This is a genomic window from Ruegeria sp. AP7 (genome assembly GCF_056539905.1).
In genome coordinates this window covers 93,541-111,839 of sequence record NZ_JBQFVT010000010.1, presented here as the reverse complement: position 1 = coordinate 111,839, position 18,299 = coordinate 93,541, and the positions used below count along the sequence as shown (strand labels likewise).

15 protein-coding genes are annotated in these 18,299 nt (G+C 56.2%); 5 read left to right on the top strand and 10 right to left on the bottom strand.

The features are described from left to right. Positions 1-2 precede the first annotated feature (2 nt). Genes ACR0KN_RS16815 through ACR0KN_RS16805 form a run of 3 tightly spaced genes read left to right on the top strand, consistent with a single transcriptional unit; the run spans position 3 to position 3,522 of the window. Complete coding sequence (locus tag ACR0KN_RS16815) at positions 3-1,547, top strand: trimethylamine methyltransferase family protein (RefSeq protein ID WP_480655158.1); 1,545 nt, start codon at positions 3-5, stop codon at positions 1,545-1,547. Next, the gene (locus ACR0KN_RS16810; protein WP_170545690.1) at positions 1,548-2,231 is read left to right on the top strand and encodes a TetR/AcrR family transcriptional regulator; all 684 of its coding nucleotides are present in this window, start codon (positions 1,548-1,550) and stop codon (positions 2,229-2,231) included. After that, entirely contained in the window at positions 2,218-3,522 is a 1,305-nt protein-coding gene (locus tag ACR0KN_RS16805; protein WP_480655155.1) for an NAD(P)/FAD-dependent oxidoreductase, read from the top strand. Before ACR0KN_RS16810 ends, ACR0KN_RS16805 begins: the two co-directional genes overlap by 14 nt. Here the strand turns inward: ACR0KN_RS16805 and ACR0KN_RS16800 are convergent. Continuing rightward, positions 3,519-6,914 carry an indolepyruvate ferredoxin oxidoreductase family protein gene (locus ACR0KN_RS16800; protein ID WP_480655153.1) on the bottom strand — a complete coding sequence of 1,132 codons (3,396 nt, stop codon included), beginning with the start codon at positions 6,912-6,914 and terminating at the stop codon, positions 3,519-3,521. The genes ACR0KN_RS16805 and ACR0KN_RS16800 overlap by 4 nt on opposite strands. A 144-nt stretch (positions 6,915-7,058) precedes the next feature. Here ACR0KN_RS16800 and ACR0KN_RS16795 point away from each other — a divergent pair, with 144 nt between their 5' ends. Then, the gene (locus ACR0KN_RS16795) at positions 7,059-7,520 is read left to right on the top strand and encodes an Lrp/AsnC family transcriptional regulator (RefSeq protein ID WP_170774964.1); all 462 of its coding nucleotides are present in this window, start codon (positions 7,059-7,061) and stop codon (positions 7,518-7,520) included. A gap of 3 nt (positions 7,521-7,523) precedes the next feature. On the opposite strand, the gene ACR0KN_RS16790 is transcribed toward ACR0KN_RS16795, so the two are convergent. Next, positions 7,524-7,913, bottom strand: coding sequence for a DUF3307 domain-containing protein (locus ACR0KN_RS16790; RefSeq protein ID WP_010437966.1), 390 nt, complete (start codon positions 7,911-7,913; stop codon positions 7,524-7,526). 169 nt (positions 7,914-8,082) lie between these two features. On the opposite strand from ACR0KN_RS16790, the gene ACR0KN_RS16785 reads away from it, so the two are divergent. After that, complete coding sequence (locus ACR0KN_RS16785; RefSeq protein ID WP_480655151.1) at positions 8,083-11,124, top strand: ABC transporter transmembrane domain-containing protein; 3,042 nt, start codon at positions 8,083-8,085, stop codon at positions 11,122-11,124. Positions 11,125-11,129: 5 nt separating this feature from the next. Here the strand turns inward: ACR0KN_RS16785 and ACR0KN_RS16780 are convergent, their stop codons facing one another. The 8 genes from ACR0KN_RS16780 to ACR0KN_RS16745 all read right to left on the bottom strand — a co-directional run bounded on the left by ACR0KN_RS16780 (position 11,130) and on the right by ACR0KN_RS16745 (position 18,182). Further along, the gene (locus ACR0KN_RS16780; protein ID WP_170477613.1) at positions 11,130-11,417 is read right to left on the bottom strand and encodes an ArsR/SmtB family transcription factor; all 288 of its coding nucleotides are present in this window, start codon (positions 11,415-11,417) and stop codon (positions 11,130-11,132) included. A 113-nt stretch (positions 11,418-11,530) separates the two neighbouring features. Then, positions 11,531-12,763, bottom strand: coding sequence for a mandelate racemase/muconate lactonizing enzyme family protein (locus ACR0KN_RS16775; RefSeq protein WP_480655149.1), 1,233 nt, complete (start codon positions 12,761-12,763; stop codon positions 11,531-11,533). 20 nt (positions 12,764-12,783) lie between these two features. Continuing rightward, positions 12,784-13,878, bottom strand: coding sequence for a Zn-dependent alcohol dehydrogenase (locus ACR0KN_RS16770; protein ID WP_480655147.1), 1,095 nt, complete (start codon positions 13,876-13,878; stop codon positions 12,784-12,786). A 230-nt stretch (positions 13,879-14,108) separates the two neighbouring features. Further along, positions 14,109-14,822 (bottom strand): alpha/beta fold hydrolase, encoded by a 714-nt coding sequence (locus ACR0KN_RS16765; RefSeq protein ID WP_480655145.1) that lies wholly within the window; start codon positions 14,820-14,822, stop codon positions 14,109-14,111. An 11-nt stretch (positions 14,823-14,833) separates the two neighbouring features. Further along, positions 14,834-15,622 carry a 3-oxoadipate enol-lactonase gene (gene pcaD, locus ACR0KN_RS16760; RefSeq protein ID WP_480655143.1) on the bottom strand — a complete coding sequence of 263 codons (789 nt, stop codon included), beginning with the start codon at positions 15,620-15,622 and terminating at the stop codon, positions 14,834-14,836. Between the two features lie 75 nt (positions 15,623-15,697). Continuing rightward, a complete protein-coding gene (locus ACR0KN_RS16755) occupies positions 15,698-16,672 on the bottom strand; it encodes a threonine ammonia-lyase (protein WP_480655141.1) in 975 nt (324 codons plus the stop codon). Further along, positions 16,669-17,496 carry an alpha/beta fold hydrolase gene (locus ACR0KN_RS16750; RefSeq protein ID WP_480655138.1) on the bottom strand — a complete coding sequence of 276 codons (828 nt, stop codon included), beginning with the start codon at positions 17,494-17,496 and terminating at the stop codon, positions 16,669-16,671. Before ACR0KN_RS16750 ends, ACR0KN_RS16755 begins: the two co-directional genes overlap by 4 nt. Beyond that, a complete protein-coding gene (locus ACR0KN_RS16745) occupies positions 17,496-18,182 on the bottom strand; it encodes a haloacid dehalogenase type II (RefSeq protein WP_480655136.1) in 687 nt (228 codons plus the stop codon). The genes ACR0KN_RS16750 and ACR0KN_RS16745 overlap by 1 nt, the downstream gene beginning before the upstream one ends. Positions 18,183-18,299: the final 117 nt, after the last annotated feature.

Below are 18,299 nucleotides of genomic sequence, written 5' to 3'. Positions count from 1 at the left end.
TCATGGAAGCAGAGGCCGGAAGACGCCGTCGCCGAGGGCGTGGGGCCGAGGCGGTCCCGCAACCCAGTCGTGACGTGAACTATCGTCAGCTGCGCAATCCGTTTCCGCAGATGGAAGTATTTCCGGCGGATCAGATTGCTGAGATGCACGAGACGGCCTTGCGCACGCTGGAAGAATTGGGTGTGAAGGTCCTGCTGCCCGAGGCGCGCCGGATTTATGCGCAGGGTGGTGCGCGCGTGAATGAAGATAATGAGATGGTCTTCATCGGGCGCGACATGGTCGAGGCTGCGGTGGCGTCGGCCCCGAAATCCATTGCCTGCCGCGCCGGGGCGCGGCGCAGGGATTTCACGCTGGAGCTCGGTTCTTTGGTGTTCCAACCCGGGGCTGGTGCTCCGAATGCGACTGACCTGGAGCGCGGGCGCAGGCCTGCAAACGGGCAAGACTATCTGGAGTTCCTCAAGCTCACGCATCATTTCGATGTCTTCCAGATGATCTCGCCACAGGTCGAACCGCAGGACGTACCCACCAACGTCCGGCACTATTTCACCACCCAAGCGCAAATGGAATTGACGGACAAGTTCCCCTTCTTCTTCTCGCGCGGAACGCCTCAGGTGATGGACTGTTTTGAGATGCTGTCCATCGCGCGCGGGCTAAGCGATGATGAGTTTCGGGTCAATCCGCATTGTTACACGATCATCAACACCAATAGCCCGCGGACGCTGGATATTCCGATGGCGCAAGGGCTGATCGATTTTGCGCGCCACGGGCAGATGTCGATCATCACTCCATTTACCCTGATGGGCGCGATGGCGCCAATCACTGTTGCCGGGGCCATCACCCTGTCGCATGCCGAGGCGCTCGCGGCTTTGACCCTGACGCAGCTGACAAACCCCGGCGCGCCAGTGTGCTATGGGACCTTCACCAGCAACGTTGATATGAAATCCGGTGCGCCTGCGTTTGGAACGCCTTCGCATTTTCAGGCGTCGTTGGCCGCGGGGCAACTCGCGCGACACTTGGGCCTGCCTTGGCGATCGGCGGCAGGGTCGGCTTCGAACATCAATGACGTACAGGCAGCCAACGAGAACCAGTTCGGTCTTTGGGGCTGCCTAATGGCCGGAGCGACAGTGATCATTCACTCAGCCGGTTGGCTTGAAGGTGGCCTGACGGTGTCCTTCGAAAAGATGATCTGTGATGCAGAAGTCCTGAACATGGTGGCCGAACTTTGCGCCGGAGCGCAGGCAGATAGTTCAGAGATAGGTTTCGATTCCGCGCTGAGCGAAGTTGAACCCAGCGGGCATTTCTTCGCGACCAGCCAGACGATGGAACGTTACAACACTGCATTTTACGAGCCACATATTCATGACTATGCCAATTTCGGGACTTGGACCGAGCGTGGTTCGGTCGACGCAAATCACCGGGCGACAGGCGTTTGGAAAGAAATTCTAGCGAATTTCGAAGCCCCAGCCCAGGATGTGAGCCGTCTTGGCGCGTTGCATGAATTCATCGCACGTCGCACGGAAGCAGGCGGTGCACCGCCGGAGAGTTGAATGAGCACAAAACCAATCCTCCACCGGGACGATCCGGAAGCTGAACCCTTGACCGGCAATATTAAGGTCACACGTGATGACTGGTTGAACGTCGCCATGGACGTCTTGATCTCGGATGGGGTCGAGCAGGTGAAGGTCATGAACCTGGCGGAACGTATGGCGGTCTCGCGCTCCTCGTTCTACTGGTACTTCAAGTCCCGGCAGGAGTTGTTGGATGCGTTGCTGGCGCGATGGCAGGCGACCAACACGGCAGCATTGATCGCACAATCCGAACTGCCTGCAGAGACGATAACGGCGGCCGTTTGCAATGTTCAGCGTTGTGTCGTGAACTCAGAGCTTTTTGATACGGCGCTTGATTTTGCCGTTCGAGATTGGGCGCGACGATCTGGAAAAGTGCGACGCATGTTGGATCAATCCGACGCGAGACGTCTGGCAGCGCTGTGCACGATGTTCATCCGTTTCAACTATGATGAGACCGAAGCCGAGACTCGTGCACGCGTACTGTACTATATGCAGATCGGATATGATCTGGCGCAGTTGAACGAGCCGATGGCGACCAGGCTATCGATGGTGCCACACTATCTTTACGTCTTCACTGGGGTTGAGCCGCGACCCGAAGAAGTATCCGAATTCAGCGACTATGCGAAACGCCTTTGGGAGAGGACAGGACATGAGCCAACCTGATGCAATCATTATCGGAACCGGCGTAATTGGGGCCGCCATCGCCTTCGAGATGGCTAAGGCGGGTTGGAAGACTCTGTCACTGGACCGCAATACGCAAGTTGGGCATGGATCGACCGCCGGTTCATGCGCCATCGTTCGGATGCATTATTCGACTTTTGATGGCACGGCCTTCGCCTGGGAGGGATACCATTATTGGCGTGATTGGGCAGATTATCTGGGATTGTCCGATGATGCCAATCTGGCACAGTTCCGTGAAACCGGCTGTATGGTCATGAAGACGGAGGCCAATGGATTTCTTGAAAATCATAAGAAGTACAGTACCGAACTGGACTGTCCTTTTGAAGAATGGACACCGGAGAAGATTACGGAACGTCTGCCGATTTACACGTTAGACAGCTTCGCTCCGGCGCGGCGCATGGATGATCCACAGTTTGGGCAATCGAACGGGGCACATGTTCAAGGCGCGGTTTTCTGGCCGAACGCGGGATATGTGACAGATCCGGCGTTGTCGGCCCAAAACCTTATGGATGCGGCGAAGTTGCATGGTGCCGACGTTCGCACCGGTGCTGAGGTGCGTGAAATACTGACCAGCGAGGGCCGCGTTGCGGGCGTCAAACTTGCCTCGGGTGAAGAGATTCATTCCAAAGTTGTTGTAAACGTCGCTGGGCCCGGGTCGGCAATTGTTAACGAAATGGCTGGGGTTCTGGGTGACATGACCATCCAGACCCGCCCGCTGCGGCAGGAAGTCGTGCATGTACCGGCACCCGAAGGGTTTGATTTTGAGACACAAGGAACAATTGTCTCAGATAGCGACATCGCCCTTTATTGCCGCCCTGAGCATGGCAACCACATTCTGATCGGCTCGGAAGATCCGGCGTGCGATCCGCATCAGTGGTGCGAAGATGACGTGAATTATAACCACGACTTTACAGACCAATGGACAACGCAAGCCATGCGTTACGCGCAACGCGTTCCCAGCCTGGGGATACCCTCACGCACTAGGGGCGTCGTGGATTTGTACGATGCATCGACAGATTGGATTCCGATCTATGATAAATCCAGCCTTCCGGGGTTCTACATGGCCTGCGGCACCAGCGGGAACCAATACAAAAATGCTCCGATCGCGGGCAAGATGATGACCGCTTTGATCGGCTATGTCGAAGGCGGCGCAGATCATGATGCCAATCCGTTGCAGTTCGAGTTGCCCTATTTAGGCCGAACAATCGACACCGGATTTTATTCCCGCAAACGGCCCATCAATACCGAAAGCAGCTTTTCGGTTCTCGGTTAAGACACCTCTGCGCGCGCTGTTTCGAAGCTCTCTTCGCGTACCGGTCCGAACCCTCGTATCTGGTCCGCCGCCGAGAACGCGCGCAACCACTCTGCTTCTGCTCGTGCTGTCGGATTAGTCTGATACATGTTCAGAAGCCCTTCAAACCAATTCAGGATATTACGGTGCAGCCGCGCTTCGGCGTGATATCCGAACGGGTTCAGAGGTGATCCGCGCAATCCGCGCAACCTTGAAAGACCACGCAGAACCGGGCGCATCCATACGCCCACCGCAATCTTGACCGGTCGCCCGCGCTCATCCTTGCGCCAACTCAGCAGCGGTGGGGCGAAATGGTATTTGGCTTTGAAATCACCTTCGAACTGCTGTGCCAGCTCCTCAGAAAAGTCAGAAGATGTCTGCAGTCGGGCGACCTCAAACTCGTCCTTATAGGCCATGAAACGGAACAGATTTCGAGCAATCGTCTCAACAAGGCGGTCCGAGATATCAGACTTTGACGATCGGATCGCCTTGATCCGCTGTGCGTAGCGGTTGGCATATTCGGCGTTCTGATAGTCAGTAAGAAAGGCAACCCGCCGCTCGATCATCTGGTCCAGTGTGTCCTCTGTCTCGGTCGGCTGAGCCAATCCCTGAACGCGTTCCGGATCAACTGCCAAACACCGTCCAAGGGCAAAAGCCAGTCGGTTCTTTTCGACCGCGACACCGTTTAGAAAAATTGCCTGCGACAGCGCGGTGTGTGACACAGGTACCAGCGCCTTTTGCCAAGCATAGCCCAACATAATGACATTGGCGAAGACCGTATCGCCTAACAGCGCCTCGGCCATCGCGTTTGCGTCTAGGCTGGTTAAATTTTCCGCACCCACTACGTCTGCAATCGCCTGCTCCCGCGCGTCAACCCGTAGTTGGGCATCACGATGCAGCACAAGATCTCCGGTAGGCATCTCGGCCCGGTTCAGAACGACGCGCGTCCCCGGCGCAAAGTGAGCCGATGCTTTGGGGGCCGAGCTTACGACCACATCGCATCCGATCACCGCATCCGCAGCGCCCTGATCAATGCGCACCTGGTTGAGCGTATCAGGTTCTTTACCGAGGCGGATATAGCTCAGTACGGTTCCGAATTTTTGTGCAAATCCGGTGAAATCCAGAACCGAAGCCCCCTTACCTTCTAGATGCGCCGCCATGGTGATCAAGGCCCCGACTGTAACCACTCCGGTGCCTCCGACGCCTGTCACCAGCAGATCAAAGGGGGACTCCAAAGATGCGGCTGAGGGCAGGGGCAGTCCCGCCTCAAGCGCATCAAGATCCATATCAACGCTCTGCTTGCGCCGAGTTGCGCCCTCAATGGTGACGAAACTGGGGCAGAACCCGTTCAGGCACGAGAAATCCTTGTTGCAGGAGCTCAGATTAATCTTGCGCTTGCGGCCAAGAGGCGTTTCACGCGGCTCGACACTAAGGCAGTTCGATGCCACCGAACAGTCGCCACAGCCTTCGCAGACGAGATCATTGATCCAAACAAATTTCTTTGGGTCTTCCATCGTGCCGCGCTTGCGGCGGCGTCGCTTTTCGGTCGCGCAAGTCTGTTCGTAGATCAGAACGGTGACACCGGGTATGTCGCGCAGCTCGCGTTGCAGGCTGTCCATTTCTGCCCGGTCATGAAATGTAGTTCCCGCAGGGAATTCGGCACGGCAGAACTTGGTGATGTCATCCGAGACCAGTGCGATCCGCTCGACCCCCTCGGCGCGGCAGGTTTGCGCGATGCCTGCCACGCTGACTGGCCCGTCCACCGGCTGCCCTCCGGTCATTGCGACCGCATCATTGTAGAGGATTTTATAGGTGATGTTCGTTCCTGCCGCGACCGCCTGTCGGATCGCGAGGGATCCCGAATGGTACCACGTCCCTTCGCCCAGATTCTGAAAGATATGCGTGCCGCCATTGAATTGTGAGGCCACCACGTGAGGCACGCCTTCTCCGCCCATCTGAGCGTAGCCGACGGTTTCGCGATCCATCCATGATGCCATGACATGGCACCCGATGCCGCTGGCAGCAGTGGAGCCTTCGGGTACTTTAGTCGAGGTGTTGTGCGGGCAACCCGAGCAGAAATAGGGCGTTCGCGTTGCACCCGGGACGTTGATCACGGGCGCTTCCGTCTCGGTCAGCGCGCGCGCTTTAGCAGGCAGGTTTTCTTCTGGAAAGAACGTGTCAAGGCGGGCGGCTACGATGGGGGCCAGCATCAACGGGCTGAGTTCCCCGGTCCACGGGATCAGCGGTTCACCATGGCTGTCATATTTGCCCACCATCTTGTGGGGTTTATCGCCGGGCCAGTCATAGAAGTACTCTTTAAACTGACTTTCGATGATGCCGCGCTTTTCCTCGACGACCAGAACCTCGGCCTTGCCTTTCACAAAGCGCAACGCGTTGCGGCGGGCCAGCGGCCAGACCATCCCGACCTTGTAGATGTCGATCCCCAAGCGACGGCAAGCGGCTTGATCAAGGCCCAACAAACGCAGCGCCTCCATCAAATCAAGGTGACCTTTGCCGGTGGTCACAAATCCGAATTTGGCGTTGTCGATGTCATAGATGCGTCGGTCGATGGGGTTTTCTTCGGCAAATGCCCGGACGGCACGCAGTTTGTGTTGTATGCGGGTCTCGATTTCAGGCGAGGGCAGGTCGGCCGTCCGCACATGCAAGCCGCGTTCTGGCAGATCGATCCGGGGTGGGGTGAAACTGCGGTCCGGGCGCAGGTCGACCGAACGCGCGCTTTCTACTGTTTCCGAGATCGCCTTGAACCCGACCCATGTGCCCGAAAAGCGGGAAAGAGCGAATCCGTATTCGCCGAATTCCAGATATTCCTCGACCGAGGCCGGGTTCAATGTGGGCATAAACCACGCCATGAAGGCCACGTCCGATTGGTGCGGCATCGACGAACTGACGCAACCGTGGTCGTCGCCCGCCACCACAAGCACGCCGCCTTTCGGGGCGGAACCATAAGCATTGCCATGTTTTAACGCATCGCCTGAACGGTCGACGCCAGGGCCTTTGCCGTACCACATCGAAAAGATGCCCTCGACTTCGCAATGTGGGTCCAACGTGGCCTGTTGGGCACCCAGTACGGCTGTAGCGCCGAGGTCCTCGTTCACAGCGGGCATGAAGGTGATTCTGTCTGCTATTAATCGCTCTTTGGCGCGCCACAGCTCCAGGTCCAACCCGCCCAATGGCGATCCGCGATAGCCAGAGACAAAACCTGATGTATTCAAACCTGCCTGCCGATCGCGCCGCGCCTGATCCATCATGATCCGCGCGAGGGCCTGAGTGCCCGTCAAAAAGACCCGGCCTTGAGTTAGGGAATAGCGATCGTCGAGTTGATAGGTGCGAATATTTCGGTCGAGGTGGCTCATTGCATCGGGTCCATGGGATTATGCCTTTGGTTGAGGATATTTTAACCCAGTTCGAATGGTTAACCGTTCCATTTTGTGTGCTGAGATGTAATATTTTGGAGAAAAAACTCACAATATATCAAAATTCCGATTAGAATATCCAATATGATTGCTCTAGATGACCGAGACCGCCGAATTCTGACGCTGCTGCAGAATGACAGTCGAATTTCGAATGCAGATTTAGCCGACACAGTGGGGATGTCGGCCTCGGCGCTTTGGCGCAGAGTGCGCGCTCTTGAAGACGCAGGGATAATCGAACGCTATGGTGCCTTGGTGAACCCACCGGCGATGGGATTGACGTTCGAAGCAATCGTACATGTGCATCTGACGCGACACGATCCGGACAAAATCGTCGACTTCATCCGAGCGGTGGAACTAAGCCCCGAAATCCAGGAATGCTATGCAACCACGGGGCAGGCGGACTACCACTTGCGTGTCCTTTGCCGAGATCTGGCGGCTTACAATACGTTTCTGGAGGACTTCCTGTTTCGGCTGCCAGCCGTTGCCAGTGCGCAGACCAATGTGGTGTTGCGTACAATCAAAAGAAATCAACCGACCGTGCCTTAAGCTTCAGGCTGCAAAGACCACCCAGGCCCAGGCCATCCCGATATAGGTCAGGTTATGAAGCAATTGATCCAGACCAGCAGCGCGCCAGAAAGCTGCCTGATTGGGTTGTAACTGTTTGCGGTCTGAGTAATTGGCTTTTGCGAAATCTATGTGGAAATGCACGATCCATTCCAATGCAGCAATGATCAGAATAAATTCTATCGGCGCACGAAAGAGCGCAAAGATAATAACCGATCCCACAACATGCACAGCTGCATGTTGCGCGCGTCCCATGTGGAAATACGTGCCACGCCCAGAAAGCATTTTGGGCGTCTGTAAATAATAATCGGCGAACATGTGCTTGATCTGAAGCAGGCAGAGCAACAGAAACACAGCGCCAAAGTTGGCAGGCAAATGTATCCTCCCGATATCGTCCTGAATCAGAAGATTAGGGGGTAATGGCCTGCCGCGCAAATGAACTTGTTCACACAACGCGAAATAAGCGCAAATCGGATTTTCATTTGCGTCTGAGGATACGATTGCGGTAAATTCGTGCCGTTGTATTCACACCAAAATCAGTGATTTGAGCGGTGGGTCATTAGTAGGGGCGGGTTCAATCGAGCGAACGATCTTTCGGTTCATCTGGAAATACTCCAAACGCGATCAGCTGATTCTACTGGCCGTGACTGCGACGCTATTTCCATTACTTTATCTCACCTTGGAGCTCCCCAAACGCATCATCAATGATGCAATCGGTGCGACCAGTCAGATTATCGACGTTTGGGGATATAGCCTGACACAAACTGCATTCCTGACGATTCTCTGCTTTGCCTTTCTGGCTGCGGTGCTGGCGCATGGTCTGATGAAAATGCGAATCAACACCATGAAGGGTGTTTTGAGCGAACGGATGCTGCGTCGATTTCGGTATCAGTTGATCAATCGCGCGCTTAGATTTCCGCAGCCCTATTTTGAGCGTGTGAGCCAGGGCGAAATGGTGTCGATGGTCACCGCTGAAAGCGAGCCCATGGGAGGCTTGATGGGGGATGCGATCAGTCAGCCTGTGCTGCAGGCGGGTCAGATGATCACGATTCTGTCCTTTCTGTTTCTGCAAAGCGTCTGGTTCGGTCTGGCTGCCGTCGCCTTGATTCCTTTACAGGCCTGGTTGATCCCCAAACTGCAGCGTCAAATCAATTTGCTGAACAAGAAGCGCATCCAGGAGGTCCGCGTACTGGCCGCCCAGATCGGTGAGAATGCCGCCGGTGCATCGACTTTGCGTGCCAATGGGGGGTGGCGGTATCGTCGTGCGATGATCTCGGATCAGCTGGGGCGGTTGTTTGCCATCCGCTTTGAGATCTATCAGAAAAAGTTCTTTATGAAGTTCATCAACAACTTCATCTCGCAGCTAACGCCCTTCATGTTTTATCTCGTCGGAGGCCTGCTGGTATTGCAGGGGTCGGTTTCTCTGGGCGCATTGGTGGCCGCGCTGGCCGCCTACAAAGACCTGAGCTCTCCTTGGAAGGAACTGCTGACCTACTACAACCAAACGCAGGATATGTCGCTGCGGTGGGATGTTGTGATCGAGCGATTCGCACCGGAAGGCATGATTGACGAGTCGCTGTTCGAAGGCGAGCCTTCTGAACGCCCCCACTTGAATGGTGATATCGTGCTGGACCGGGTCTCGGTTCGCGATATTGATGGCAATCAGGTGCTTGACGATCTGAACCTGACTTTTCCGGCCGGCAAGACCATTGGTATCTCGGCAACCAGCGAAGAAGATCGTGATGCACTGACCGAATTGCTGATCCGAGAGATTGCACCGACCTCTGGACGGATCGAAATCGGCGGCATCAATATGGCAGGCCTGCATCAGAGCGTTGTGGCAGCGCGGATCGGTCTGGCTACCTCTCGGCCGGTGATGTTTCAGGGTACGTTGGGCGAGAACGTGATTATGCCGATGCGCCCCCGCCCATTGTCCACCTCATCTGATGATCCGAATTTTGCGGAAACGCTGCGCGCGGGTAACAGCGCGGATCCAATAGATACCAAATGGTTTGATCCGGGATTGGCCGGTTTTGACGATACCGATCAGTTGCGTGAATGGTGGCTGCAGTTGATAGACGGCATGGGTTCAGGTGCCGCCCTGTTTCAGCGCGGGGCAGAACAGGCATTTGATCCCAATGAACATCCGCAGTTGGCGGCCAAACTGATTGAGCTGCGGCCATTGGTACAACAGGCAGTGCGCGAGGCTGGTCTAGCCGAGCAAGCTTTGGTTTTTGACCGGTCCACTTATAACCCCGCATTACCGGTTGCTGAAAACCTCTTGTTCGCGACGCCCTGCGTGCCAGTCAATCAACAACTTTTGGCGCGCCAAACCGTGTTTCTGGGTCAGTTGCGTGAGCTGGGGCTGGATGAAACTCTGGTCAGTCTGACCCGTGACGTGATTGAAATGCTACGCCAGATCTTCGGACTGGATGGAACCGACCACCCATTGTTCCGCAAACTCGGGCTCGAGGCTCAAACCTACGAGGCGGCGGTCGAATTGGTTGAGCAAACCCGCAAAGAAGGCACACAGGGCTTGGACGACGAGCAATTGGCCAGCTTGTTGTCGGTGCCGTTTGTGATCTCGGCGGAACAGATCGGTCCTGCGTTTTCGGACGAGCTAAAAAATCGCATCCTCGAGCTTCGCCACAGCCACTCGGAAAAATTGCTGGAACCTCTGCACGACGTTTTTGTGCCTTTGAATGAGAACGCCTTTGCGCCTGGCCTGACTGTCATGGAAAATGCGTTATTCGGTAAGGTCAGCCAGATTGGTGGTGCGCGAACCGATGAGGCACGCAAGCTGATCGTCGATGCGTTGGCTGAAAATGGCGCGCGTCCGTTGGTGGTTGAACTGATCTATGATGTGCCGGTTTCACTTGGTGGTCAGAACTTGCCGGCGGTGTTTGCTGAACCCTTGGCCTTTACGCGCGCAACAATCAAAAAGCCGGACATTTTGATCCTGGAAACTGCGTTGGCCAGCTATGACATGGAAACGCAGGTCGCGGTTTACAAAAATCTGCGTGAACTTTTGCCCGAAACTACGGTAATCTACCTAAATGATACGTTCGAAAATCCAGATGTTTTCGACATGCATGTCGAAATTCGTCAGGGTCGGGTCGTGACTGGCGAAGGCCCAACCGACGTCGAGGGTGACAGCGCTGCATCTGCCGACCTGAGTCGCAAATTGCGAGCGCTGGAACAAACACCGTTGTTCTCGGGTCTTGACCGCCGTCAGCTCCGCCTGCTGGCCTTTGGTGCGCGTTGGTTCGAGGCCAAGGCCGGCCAGGTGGTGTTCCTAAAGGACGACCAGCCAACCGATGGGGCCTATGTCGTCCTCGAAGGCGAAGCGGGTCTTTATCTGCCGCGTTCGGGCGAGGACGACCAACTTATCATAACCGTTGGCGCTGGTGCTTTGGTCGGTGAGCTCGGATTGATCCGTAAAGAGCCACGGGCCCTGAGCATGGTGGCAGAAACGGACCTGTCCTGTCTGCGAATTGGTGAAGAAGAATTCCTGGCCGTGGTCGAAAATGATGCTGCCACAGCCTTCAAGCTGCTGCAGGTTATCGCAGGATATGTCTCGAACTGATCGGCCTAGGCATCTGGCTCACAAAACAGGCTATAGAGAAGTTCGATCATCTGCGCAGCTTTGCCATCATTCAGTGCGTAATAGATCGTTTTGCCATCGCGTCGGGTTTTTACCAGTCCTTCGTCGCGTAAGCGTGCAAGCATTTGGCTGACCGCTGCCTGCCGAAGCTCCAGCAAATCCTCCAACTCTCCTACAGAACGCTCGCCGTCTCCCAGATGGCACAGGATCATCAGGCGACCTTCATGTGCCAGGGCCTTAAGGAATACCGCTGCCCGTGCCGCACTTTCTTTCATATCTGCGGGGGTTTCCCCCGACAAAATTTGAGTGTCGTTATCCTGAGGTCTCACGCAACAACCTAAGATCTACTTCTGGGTCGGATCAATATGCCTTACTTGCCGTCCGATTGTCACCCCTCGACCACAGGAGCGCCGCCCTGAAATGCATTTCCATTTACATAGTCGCAGGGCGCTTCCTGCATCTCTAAGTGCAGACCATTACCTATGTAGGGGTGTGCGCGCGCAAGGTCCTCGTCAACGTCAATACCAAGCCCGGGCTTGGTGGGAGGAGTGACAAAGCCCTCGTTGACGCGGATGCTTCCTTTGATCAGTTGGTCGTGAAACGGCGTTTCGATACTTTCCAGAAGCAACAGGTTTGGAATCGATGCGGCCAGATGAATGTTGGCAGCCCATTCAATCGGGCCCGCATATAGATGCGGTGCCAACTGCGCGTTAAAAACCTCGGCCATGGCGGCGACCTTCTTCATCTCCCAGATACCGCCTGCACGGCCAAGTGCGGGTTGCAGTATTTCGGCGGCGCCTGAGCGCAATACCGCGCCGAATTCGGCCTTGGTCGTCATCCGCTCACCCGTCGCGACAGGTATGCGGACATTGCGCGCCACGCGAGCCATATCTTCGATCATGTCCGGAGGAGTGGGCTCCTCAAACCACAAAGGTGAATAGGGCTCCAGCGCTTGTCCTAGGCGAATTGCTCCGGCGGTGTTGAACTGACCGTGGGTGCCGAATAGCAGGTCGGCCTTGTCTCCGACCGCCTCGCGAATGGCGTTACAGAATGCAACTGACATTGAGATATCCGACATAGCAGGCATATGCCCGCCGCGGATCGTATAGGGCCCCGCCGGATCGAATTTGATAGCTGTGTAGCCGCGTCGAACCATTTCTGCCGCACTTTCACCGGCCTGTTCCGGCGAGGTCCAGAAGTCAGCCAGATCGTGCTGAGGAAGCGGGTAGAGATAGGTATAGGCCCGGATACGGTCGTTCATCCTGCCGCCCAGAAGTGCATAGACCGGTCGGTCCCGATCTTTGCCAAGAATGTCCCAGCATGCGATCTCTAAGCCCGAAAACGCGCCCATGACAGTCAGATCCGGGCGCTGCGTAAATCCGCTGGAGTATGCACGCCGGAACATCAATTCGATATTCTCGGGGTTCTCCCCTTGCATGTGCCGTTCGAACACATCGCGGATGACATGGGTCATGGCATCGTGTCCGACCGAGGATGCATAGCATTCTCCCCATCCAACCACACCCGTATCGGTCGAGACTTTGACCAGAATCCAATAGCGCCCACCCCAGCCTGGGGCCGGAGGGGCGGTAACGATGACATCGAGATCCTGCAGTTTCATCAGGCGCTCCTTTCAGGGGTTCATTCGCGGTCGAACATGATCACATTGCGCTTAGCAGCACCGGTCTTGGTATCCTCGATGGCTTCGTTGATCTGTGAAAGGGACCAGCGACCCGAGATCAACTCGTCCAGTTTCAGCCGCCCCTGTTCATAAAGATCAATCATCCATGGAATATCGCGCTGGATCACAACGTCTCCCATTTTTGACCCAACCATGCCTTGCCCAAGCGCTGCCAAAACGACGGGTTCATAGCTGGACATGTCACCAGAATGCGGCATCCCGATCATGATCGCTTTGCCACCGCGGCCCAGATAGCGCGGGGCCTGGTCATAGGCTGGGATAGCGCCAACGGTGATCAGAACCGCGTCTGCTCCACGCCCGCCAAGCGCTTTATACGCGGCTTTCCACGGCTCCTTGAGGCTGCCCAGAACGCCATGCGTCGCTCCGAACTCTTCAGCGATCTCAAGCTTTTCTTCGGTCATGTCGACAGCAACGATACGGCGCGCGCCGGCGATACGTGCGCCTTGAATCGCATTTAGGCCAACCCCACCGGCACCAATCACTACAACATCCTGCCCGGGGCGCAATTCAGCAGCGTTGACGGCTGCACCGACCCCGGTGATCACGCCGCACGAGAGCAAGCTTGCGAGATCCTTTGGTAGTGTTTCGGGAATTCTGACGATCTGACGATGGCTGACCACGACTTTCTCGGCAAATGCACCGCAAGCCATCGCTTGTTCCAATGCGCCCCCGTCTGCGGTTCGTAGCGGTCCTTTGATCGTGTCATAGGGCGTTTCACAAATTGTGGGTTTTCCCCCAGCGCAAGAGGGGCATGACCCGCACGCACGGATCAGTGTCACGACCACCGGATCACCAACCTTAAAATCGCCCGCACCGTCTCCGACTGCCGAGATTATCCCAGCGGCCTCATGCCCGTAGACGGCAGGTAGGTGACCGCCCCATGCCCCGCTGGCGAATGAGATATCCGAATGGCAGATTGCCACGGCCTCCAGCATAACTTCTACCTCACCCATTCCAGGTGGCGCGATCAGAATGTCTTCGATGATCAGCGGTTCGCCGAACGCCCTGCACACGGCTGCTTTGATGGATTGCATGTTTTTCCCCGTTCCCGTTTGAGCTCACGGTGGCCTGTCCCGGCCTAACCTGCAAGGTGGTTTCCGTCACGTATATGTCGTTGTTATGCCAATGCGGCGCGCGCGTTCATAAATGCAGCAGGCTGTTATCAATCTTTCCGCCTCGCATTCCACAAGAGCCGAACGAATAGCTGGGCCAGTTTTGCACCCCGCCTTAGCGGTGATTGCGATCGCTTGTCATCGGGCCCCGGTCACATTCGTTCCGAGATCTGGTGCATCAATCCGGCCAGATGCTCAGGGTGCGAGAAGAACGGTGAATGAGAACTGTCGATGGTCAGGCACATACCGGCGTCTGCGCATCCAGCCATTTCGGCTTGATACTCGGTCGGCACTGTACGGTCATCAGTCGTTCGGATGTATCCTTTTGGGACGCTGGCGAAGTTTTTGCCTGTATCTAATGGCGTCGCTTGCGGCGCGATAGCTTGGGGGCATAAGCGACCAAACGCGTAGGCCACAACCTCATGCGGGCAGTCATGGTAGAACAGATCATGAACCCGATCCGGCACAACCGTATACGATAGACCATCAGAGGATTTTTCGACGGCATCACCTATCAGCTGGCGAGGCGCGCGTTTACGCATTTCAATCATGGAAAGCCCGGATTGCGGGACATATGCGCTGAGATAAATTACACCCCGCATGGCGTCCGGATCAGCCTCGGCAGCGGCGCTGACGGGATAACCACCCCAGGAGTGTGCCACGATGATCGATTGTGGTGTTGAGGCTTTCAAAATTGAATCCCGGCACGCTTCGAGGGTCACATCCTGAATTGGAGTTGGGTCCGAACCATGGCTTGGCATATCGATAGCGCGGGCAGAATGCCCGAATGTGGTCAATTCCGGAATCAGGTCACGCCAGCACCAGGCACCGTGGCATGACCCGTGGACTAGTAAGAAGTCCGCCAACTCTTTCTCCCTCAGATATGGCCGATCTCGATCAGGAAATTGCCAAGCAATTCGGCATATTCCTGCGGGCGCTCGACACATGGCAGATGACCCGCCCGTCGGATCAGTGCAAAGCGCGAGCCAGGTATCAGATCAACCGTTTCATGTACCAGATCGGGCGGAGTCGAACCGTCCTCGCTGCCGGCAATTCCCAATGTGGGCAGCCGCAGGCCGCTGGTGGGCGTATAGAAATCTGTGCCCGAAATTGCGGCACAACACCCCAGATAGCCCTCAACTGGTTGCCGAACCATCATGTTTCGCCACAAGGGCATCTCAGGGCCGGACTGGAAGTGTTTCGAGAACCAACGCTCCATTGTGGCGTCAGCAAGGGCTTCGATCCCACCGGCGCGAACGGCTGCCATACGATCTTGCCAGATCTTAGGCGTCCCAATCTTGGCAGCGGTATTCGACAGCACCAGTGCGCGGATCTGGTCCATGCGCTTTACCGCCAATCCCTGCGCAATCATACCGCCGATGGACAGGCCGACAAACACGCAGTCTTTTACCTCGAGCTGATCCAGCAGTTGTTCAGCATCTCGTATCAAGCTCCCCATTGAGTATGGGGCGGCCGGTTGGGACGATAATCCGTGTCCGCGTTTATCGAATCTGATGATCCGTAACCCTTTGGGTAGAAAAGGTATAATCGGGTCCCAAAGGCGCATGTCGGTACCCAGTGAATTGGCAAATACAATGGGGGCTCCGTCGACATCTCCGTCAATTCGATAGTGTAGACTTACGTCTTTCAGGTCAGCGATACGCATGCAATCGGTCCCCGTCTGTTCAGGGTGCCTAATAAAACAAACTCGATCAGATTTTGCACTGATCGCTTCCGATTGTCAGGTAAGGAATTCCAACGCTTGTTCAAATATCTGCGGATCTACATTCCCGCCCGAGGCCACGACGATCACGGTATCCCCTTCAATCTGATCTTCCCGAAACAGCGCTGACGCCAAAGACACCGCTCCACCTGGTTCCAACACTATCTTGAGGCGCAAAAAGGCGAGGGCCACGGCGTGCAGTGCCTCTTGTTCAGATACTGCAAGTCCGGGGCCGCAAAGCCGTTGAAGAATCGGAAAGGTAATTCGCCCCGGTTGCGGTGTCAGGATTGCGTCGCAGATGTTGCCGGATGAGGCATTGTTGCTCTGGATCGCGCCAAGCTGCAAAGAGCGTTTCACATCGTCAAACCCCTCGGGCTCACATGGGCGCGCGCGTAGGCCGGGCGCATGATGTTCCAGAGCCAGCGCAATGCCAGAGGTCAACCCACCTCCGCCGCAACATACGAGGACATCGCCTTCGGTCACGTCAAGCTCGCGCGCCTGACGCGCCAACTCCAATCCGGTCGTACCTTGCCCTGCAATCACTTGCGGCTCATCATAGGGTCGGATCAGAGTCAAACCGCGCTCAGTAGCCAGCGCTTCACCGATGTCTTCGCGGCTTTCGGTTGCACGGTCGTAGAGGACCACTTCACCCCCCAGCGCGCGGGTGTTTTCAATCTTCAGCTTCGGCGCATCCGACGGCATGACGATGACTGAAGATATCCCGTGTTGAGCTGCTGCATAGGCAACGCCCTGCGCGTGATTGCCCGAAGAATAGGCGATCACGCCGCGGTTGCGCGCCGCGTCATCCAGCGCAGAGATTGCGGACCACGCGCCGCGAAACTTGAAACTACCGGTGTGTTGCAGGCATTCGGGTTTTACCAATACGCGGCGACCCGCGATTTCATCCAGAAAAGGTGATGACAGAAGCGGGGTCTCGCGCACGTGCCCCTTCAGCCTGTCGGCTGCGGCTTCGATCATGTCAATGTTGCTCATGTGGCATCCAATATTTGGTGGATAAGGTCGAGGGATTGCAGTTCGTTCAGAAACGGAACGTGACCACGGTCCGGTACTTCGGTAGAGATCAGTTTAGGGTGGCGTGCGTGCATTTCTTGTACTGTGGCAGTGCTCAGCAGGTCGGAATTCGCACCCCGAATAACGCCAGTCGGGATATCGTGCAACGCGTCGAACATAGGCCAGAGGTCAGGAGCGGGCGTGTTTGCCGCCTGTTTGATCAGAGCGTTCCTCAGGGCAGGGTCATAGCGCAGGTCCAGTCCGGTATCGGTCTGGATGTATTGGTTCTCAACCTGCTGCCTCCAGATGTCCAAAGAGATACCTGGGAATTGCGATTCCATCATGACCCCAAGGGCGTGAGCCGCATCGTCGTAGGTTTTTGAGGTTGGGCGGTTGCCGACATAGCCCATGATCTTGGCAATACCACCGAGTTCGATCACCGGACCAACGTCGTTTAGGATCACAGCTGCCAAACGGTCAGGATGGCTGGTGGCCAGCGCCATGACGATCAGCCCCCCGCGCGAGGTGCCCAATAGTGCCACCTTACCCAAGCCCAGGTGATCCAGCAGTTCAACTGCATCCTGCCCCTCGCGCAGGATGTTGTAATTCATGTAGTTCGCATCAAAATCGGATTTTCCGCGCCCGCGATAATCCATCGAAATCATTCGAAGATCCGCCACATGCGGTGCAAAAAATGAAAAGTCTCGGCAATTTCGGGTCAAACCCGCAAGGCAAAGCAGTGGCTGACCTGTACCTGTGTCTTCGTAATAGAGGCGCTTACCGTCCGAAGTGGTGAAATACGCCATCAAAGCCCCGCCAATTGCGGGATCGTTGTCAGGTCAGACAGCACATGGGCAGGTTTCCAGGGCAGGCGGTCCATCGGTTCCCCTGCACGATTCACCCAAGCGGTAACAAATCCATAGCCGCTTGCCCCAGCGGCGTCCCAGCCGTTTGAACTGACGAATAGCACTTCGTTACGCGCGCAGCCAAACCGGTTTTGCACGAGGTCATAGACGCTGGCATGGGGTTTGAAGACCTCGACGCTTTCAACCGACAACACGTCATCAAGCACATCTCCGATCCCAGCAGATTGAACCGCACCATCCAACATAGGAGGTGAACCGTTGGACAGGATGGCCGTCTGCATCCCGCCCTCTTTTAGCGCCTTCAGCATCTCGGGGACTTCGGGAAAGGCCTGCAACTCCCAATACAAATCCAGTAGGCGCTGCCGAAGGGTGTTATCCCCTTGCAGGCTAACCGCTTCCAACGCCCAATCCAGCCCATCTTGCGTGACGTCCCAAAAGTCACAGTGCGCATCAGCGACAGCACGCAGCCAAGTGTATTGCAGTTGCTTCAGACGCCAGTGATTGGCCAATTCAGGCCATTTATCCGCCAGCGCCTCGAACCCCGGTTCCGCTGCGGCCTGCCGGGCAGCAGCAGCCACGTCGAACAGAGTGCCATACGCGTCGAATACACAAGTGGTGATAGCCATCCGATCCTCCCCTGATCGGGCGCAGGTAACCACAACCGGTTCCGGGGTTAAAGAGGGCAGGGTTTACAATGCCGTGTCAGCCTCTAGGCTGCGCCGTTCATTCCTTTCAGGCCGGAG

Bases quoted from the DNA above. Each gene is read 5' to 3' on its own strand.
- ACR0KN_RS16815 (WP_480655158.1), top strand. From the start codon at position 3: ATGGAAGCAGAGGCCGGAAGACGCCGTCGCCGAGGGCGTGGGGCCGAG.
- ACR0KN_RS16810 (WP_170545690.1), top strand. From the start codon at position 1,548: ATGAGCACAAAACCAATCCTCCACCGGGACGATCCGGAAGCTGAACCC.
- ACR0KN_RS16805 (WP_480655155.1), top strand. From the start codon at position 2,218: ATGAGCCAACCTGATGCAATCATTATCGGAACCGGCGTAATTGGGGCC.
- ACR0KN_RS16800 (WP_480655153.1), bottom strand. From the start codon at position 6,914: ATGAGCCACCTCGACCGAAATATTCGCACCTATCAACTCGACGATCGC.
- ACR0KN_RS16795 (WP_170774964.1), top strand. From the start codon at position 7,059: ATGATTGCTCTAGATGACCGAGACCGCCGAATTCTGACGCTGCTGCAG.
- ACR0KN_RS16780 (WP_170477613.1), bottom strand. From the start codon at position 11,417: ATGAAAGAAAGTGCGGCACGGGCAGCGGTATTCCTTAAGGCCCTGGCA.
- ACR0KN_RS16775 (WP_480655149.1), bottom strand. From the start codon at position 12,763: ATGAAACTGCAGGATCTCGATGTCATCGTTACCGCCCCTCCGGCCCCA.
- ACR0KN_RS16770 (WP_480655147.1), bottom strand. From the start codon at position 13,878: ATGCAATCCATCAAAGCAGCCGTGTGCAGGGCGTTCGGCGAACCGCTG.
- pcaD (WP_480655143.1), bottom strand. From the start codon at position 15,622: ATGCGTATCGCTGACCTGAAAGACGTAAGTCTACACTATCGAATTGAC.
- ACR0KN_RS16755 (WP_480655141.1), bottom strand. From the start codon at position 16,672: ATGAGCAACATTGACATGATCGAAGCCGCAGCCGACAGGCTGAAGGGG.
- ACR0KN_RS16750 (WP_480655138.1), bottom strand. From the start codon at position 17,496: ATGGCGTATTTCACCACTTCGGACGGTAAGCGCCTCTATTACGAAGAC.
- ACR0KN_RS16745 (WP_480655136.1), bottom strand. From the start codon at position 18,182: ATGGCTATCACCACTTGTGTATTCGACGCGTATGGCACTCTGTTCGAC.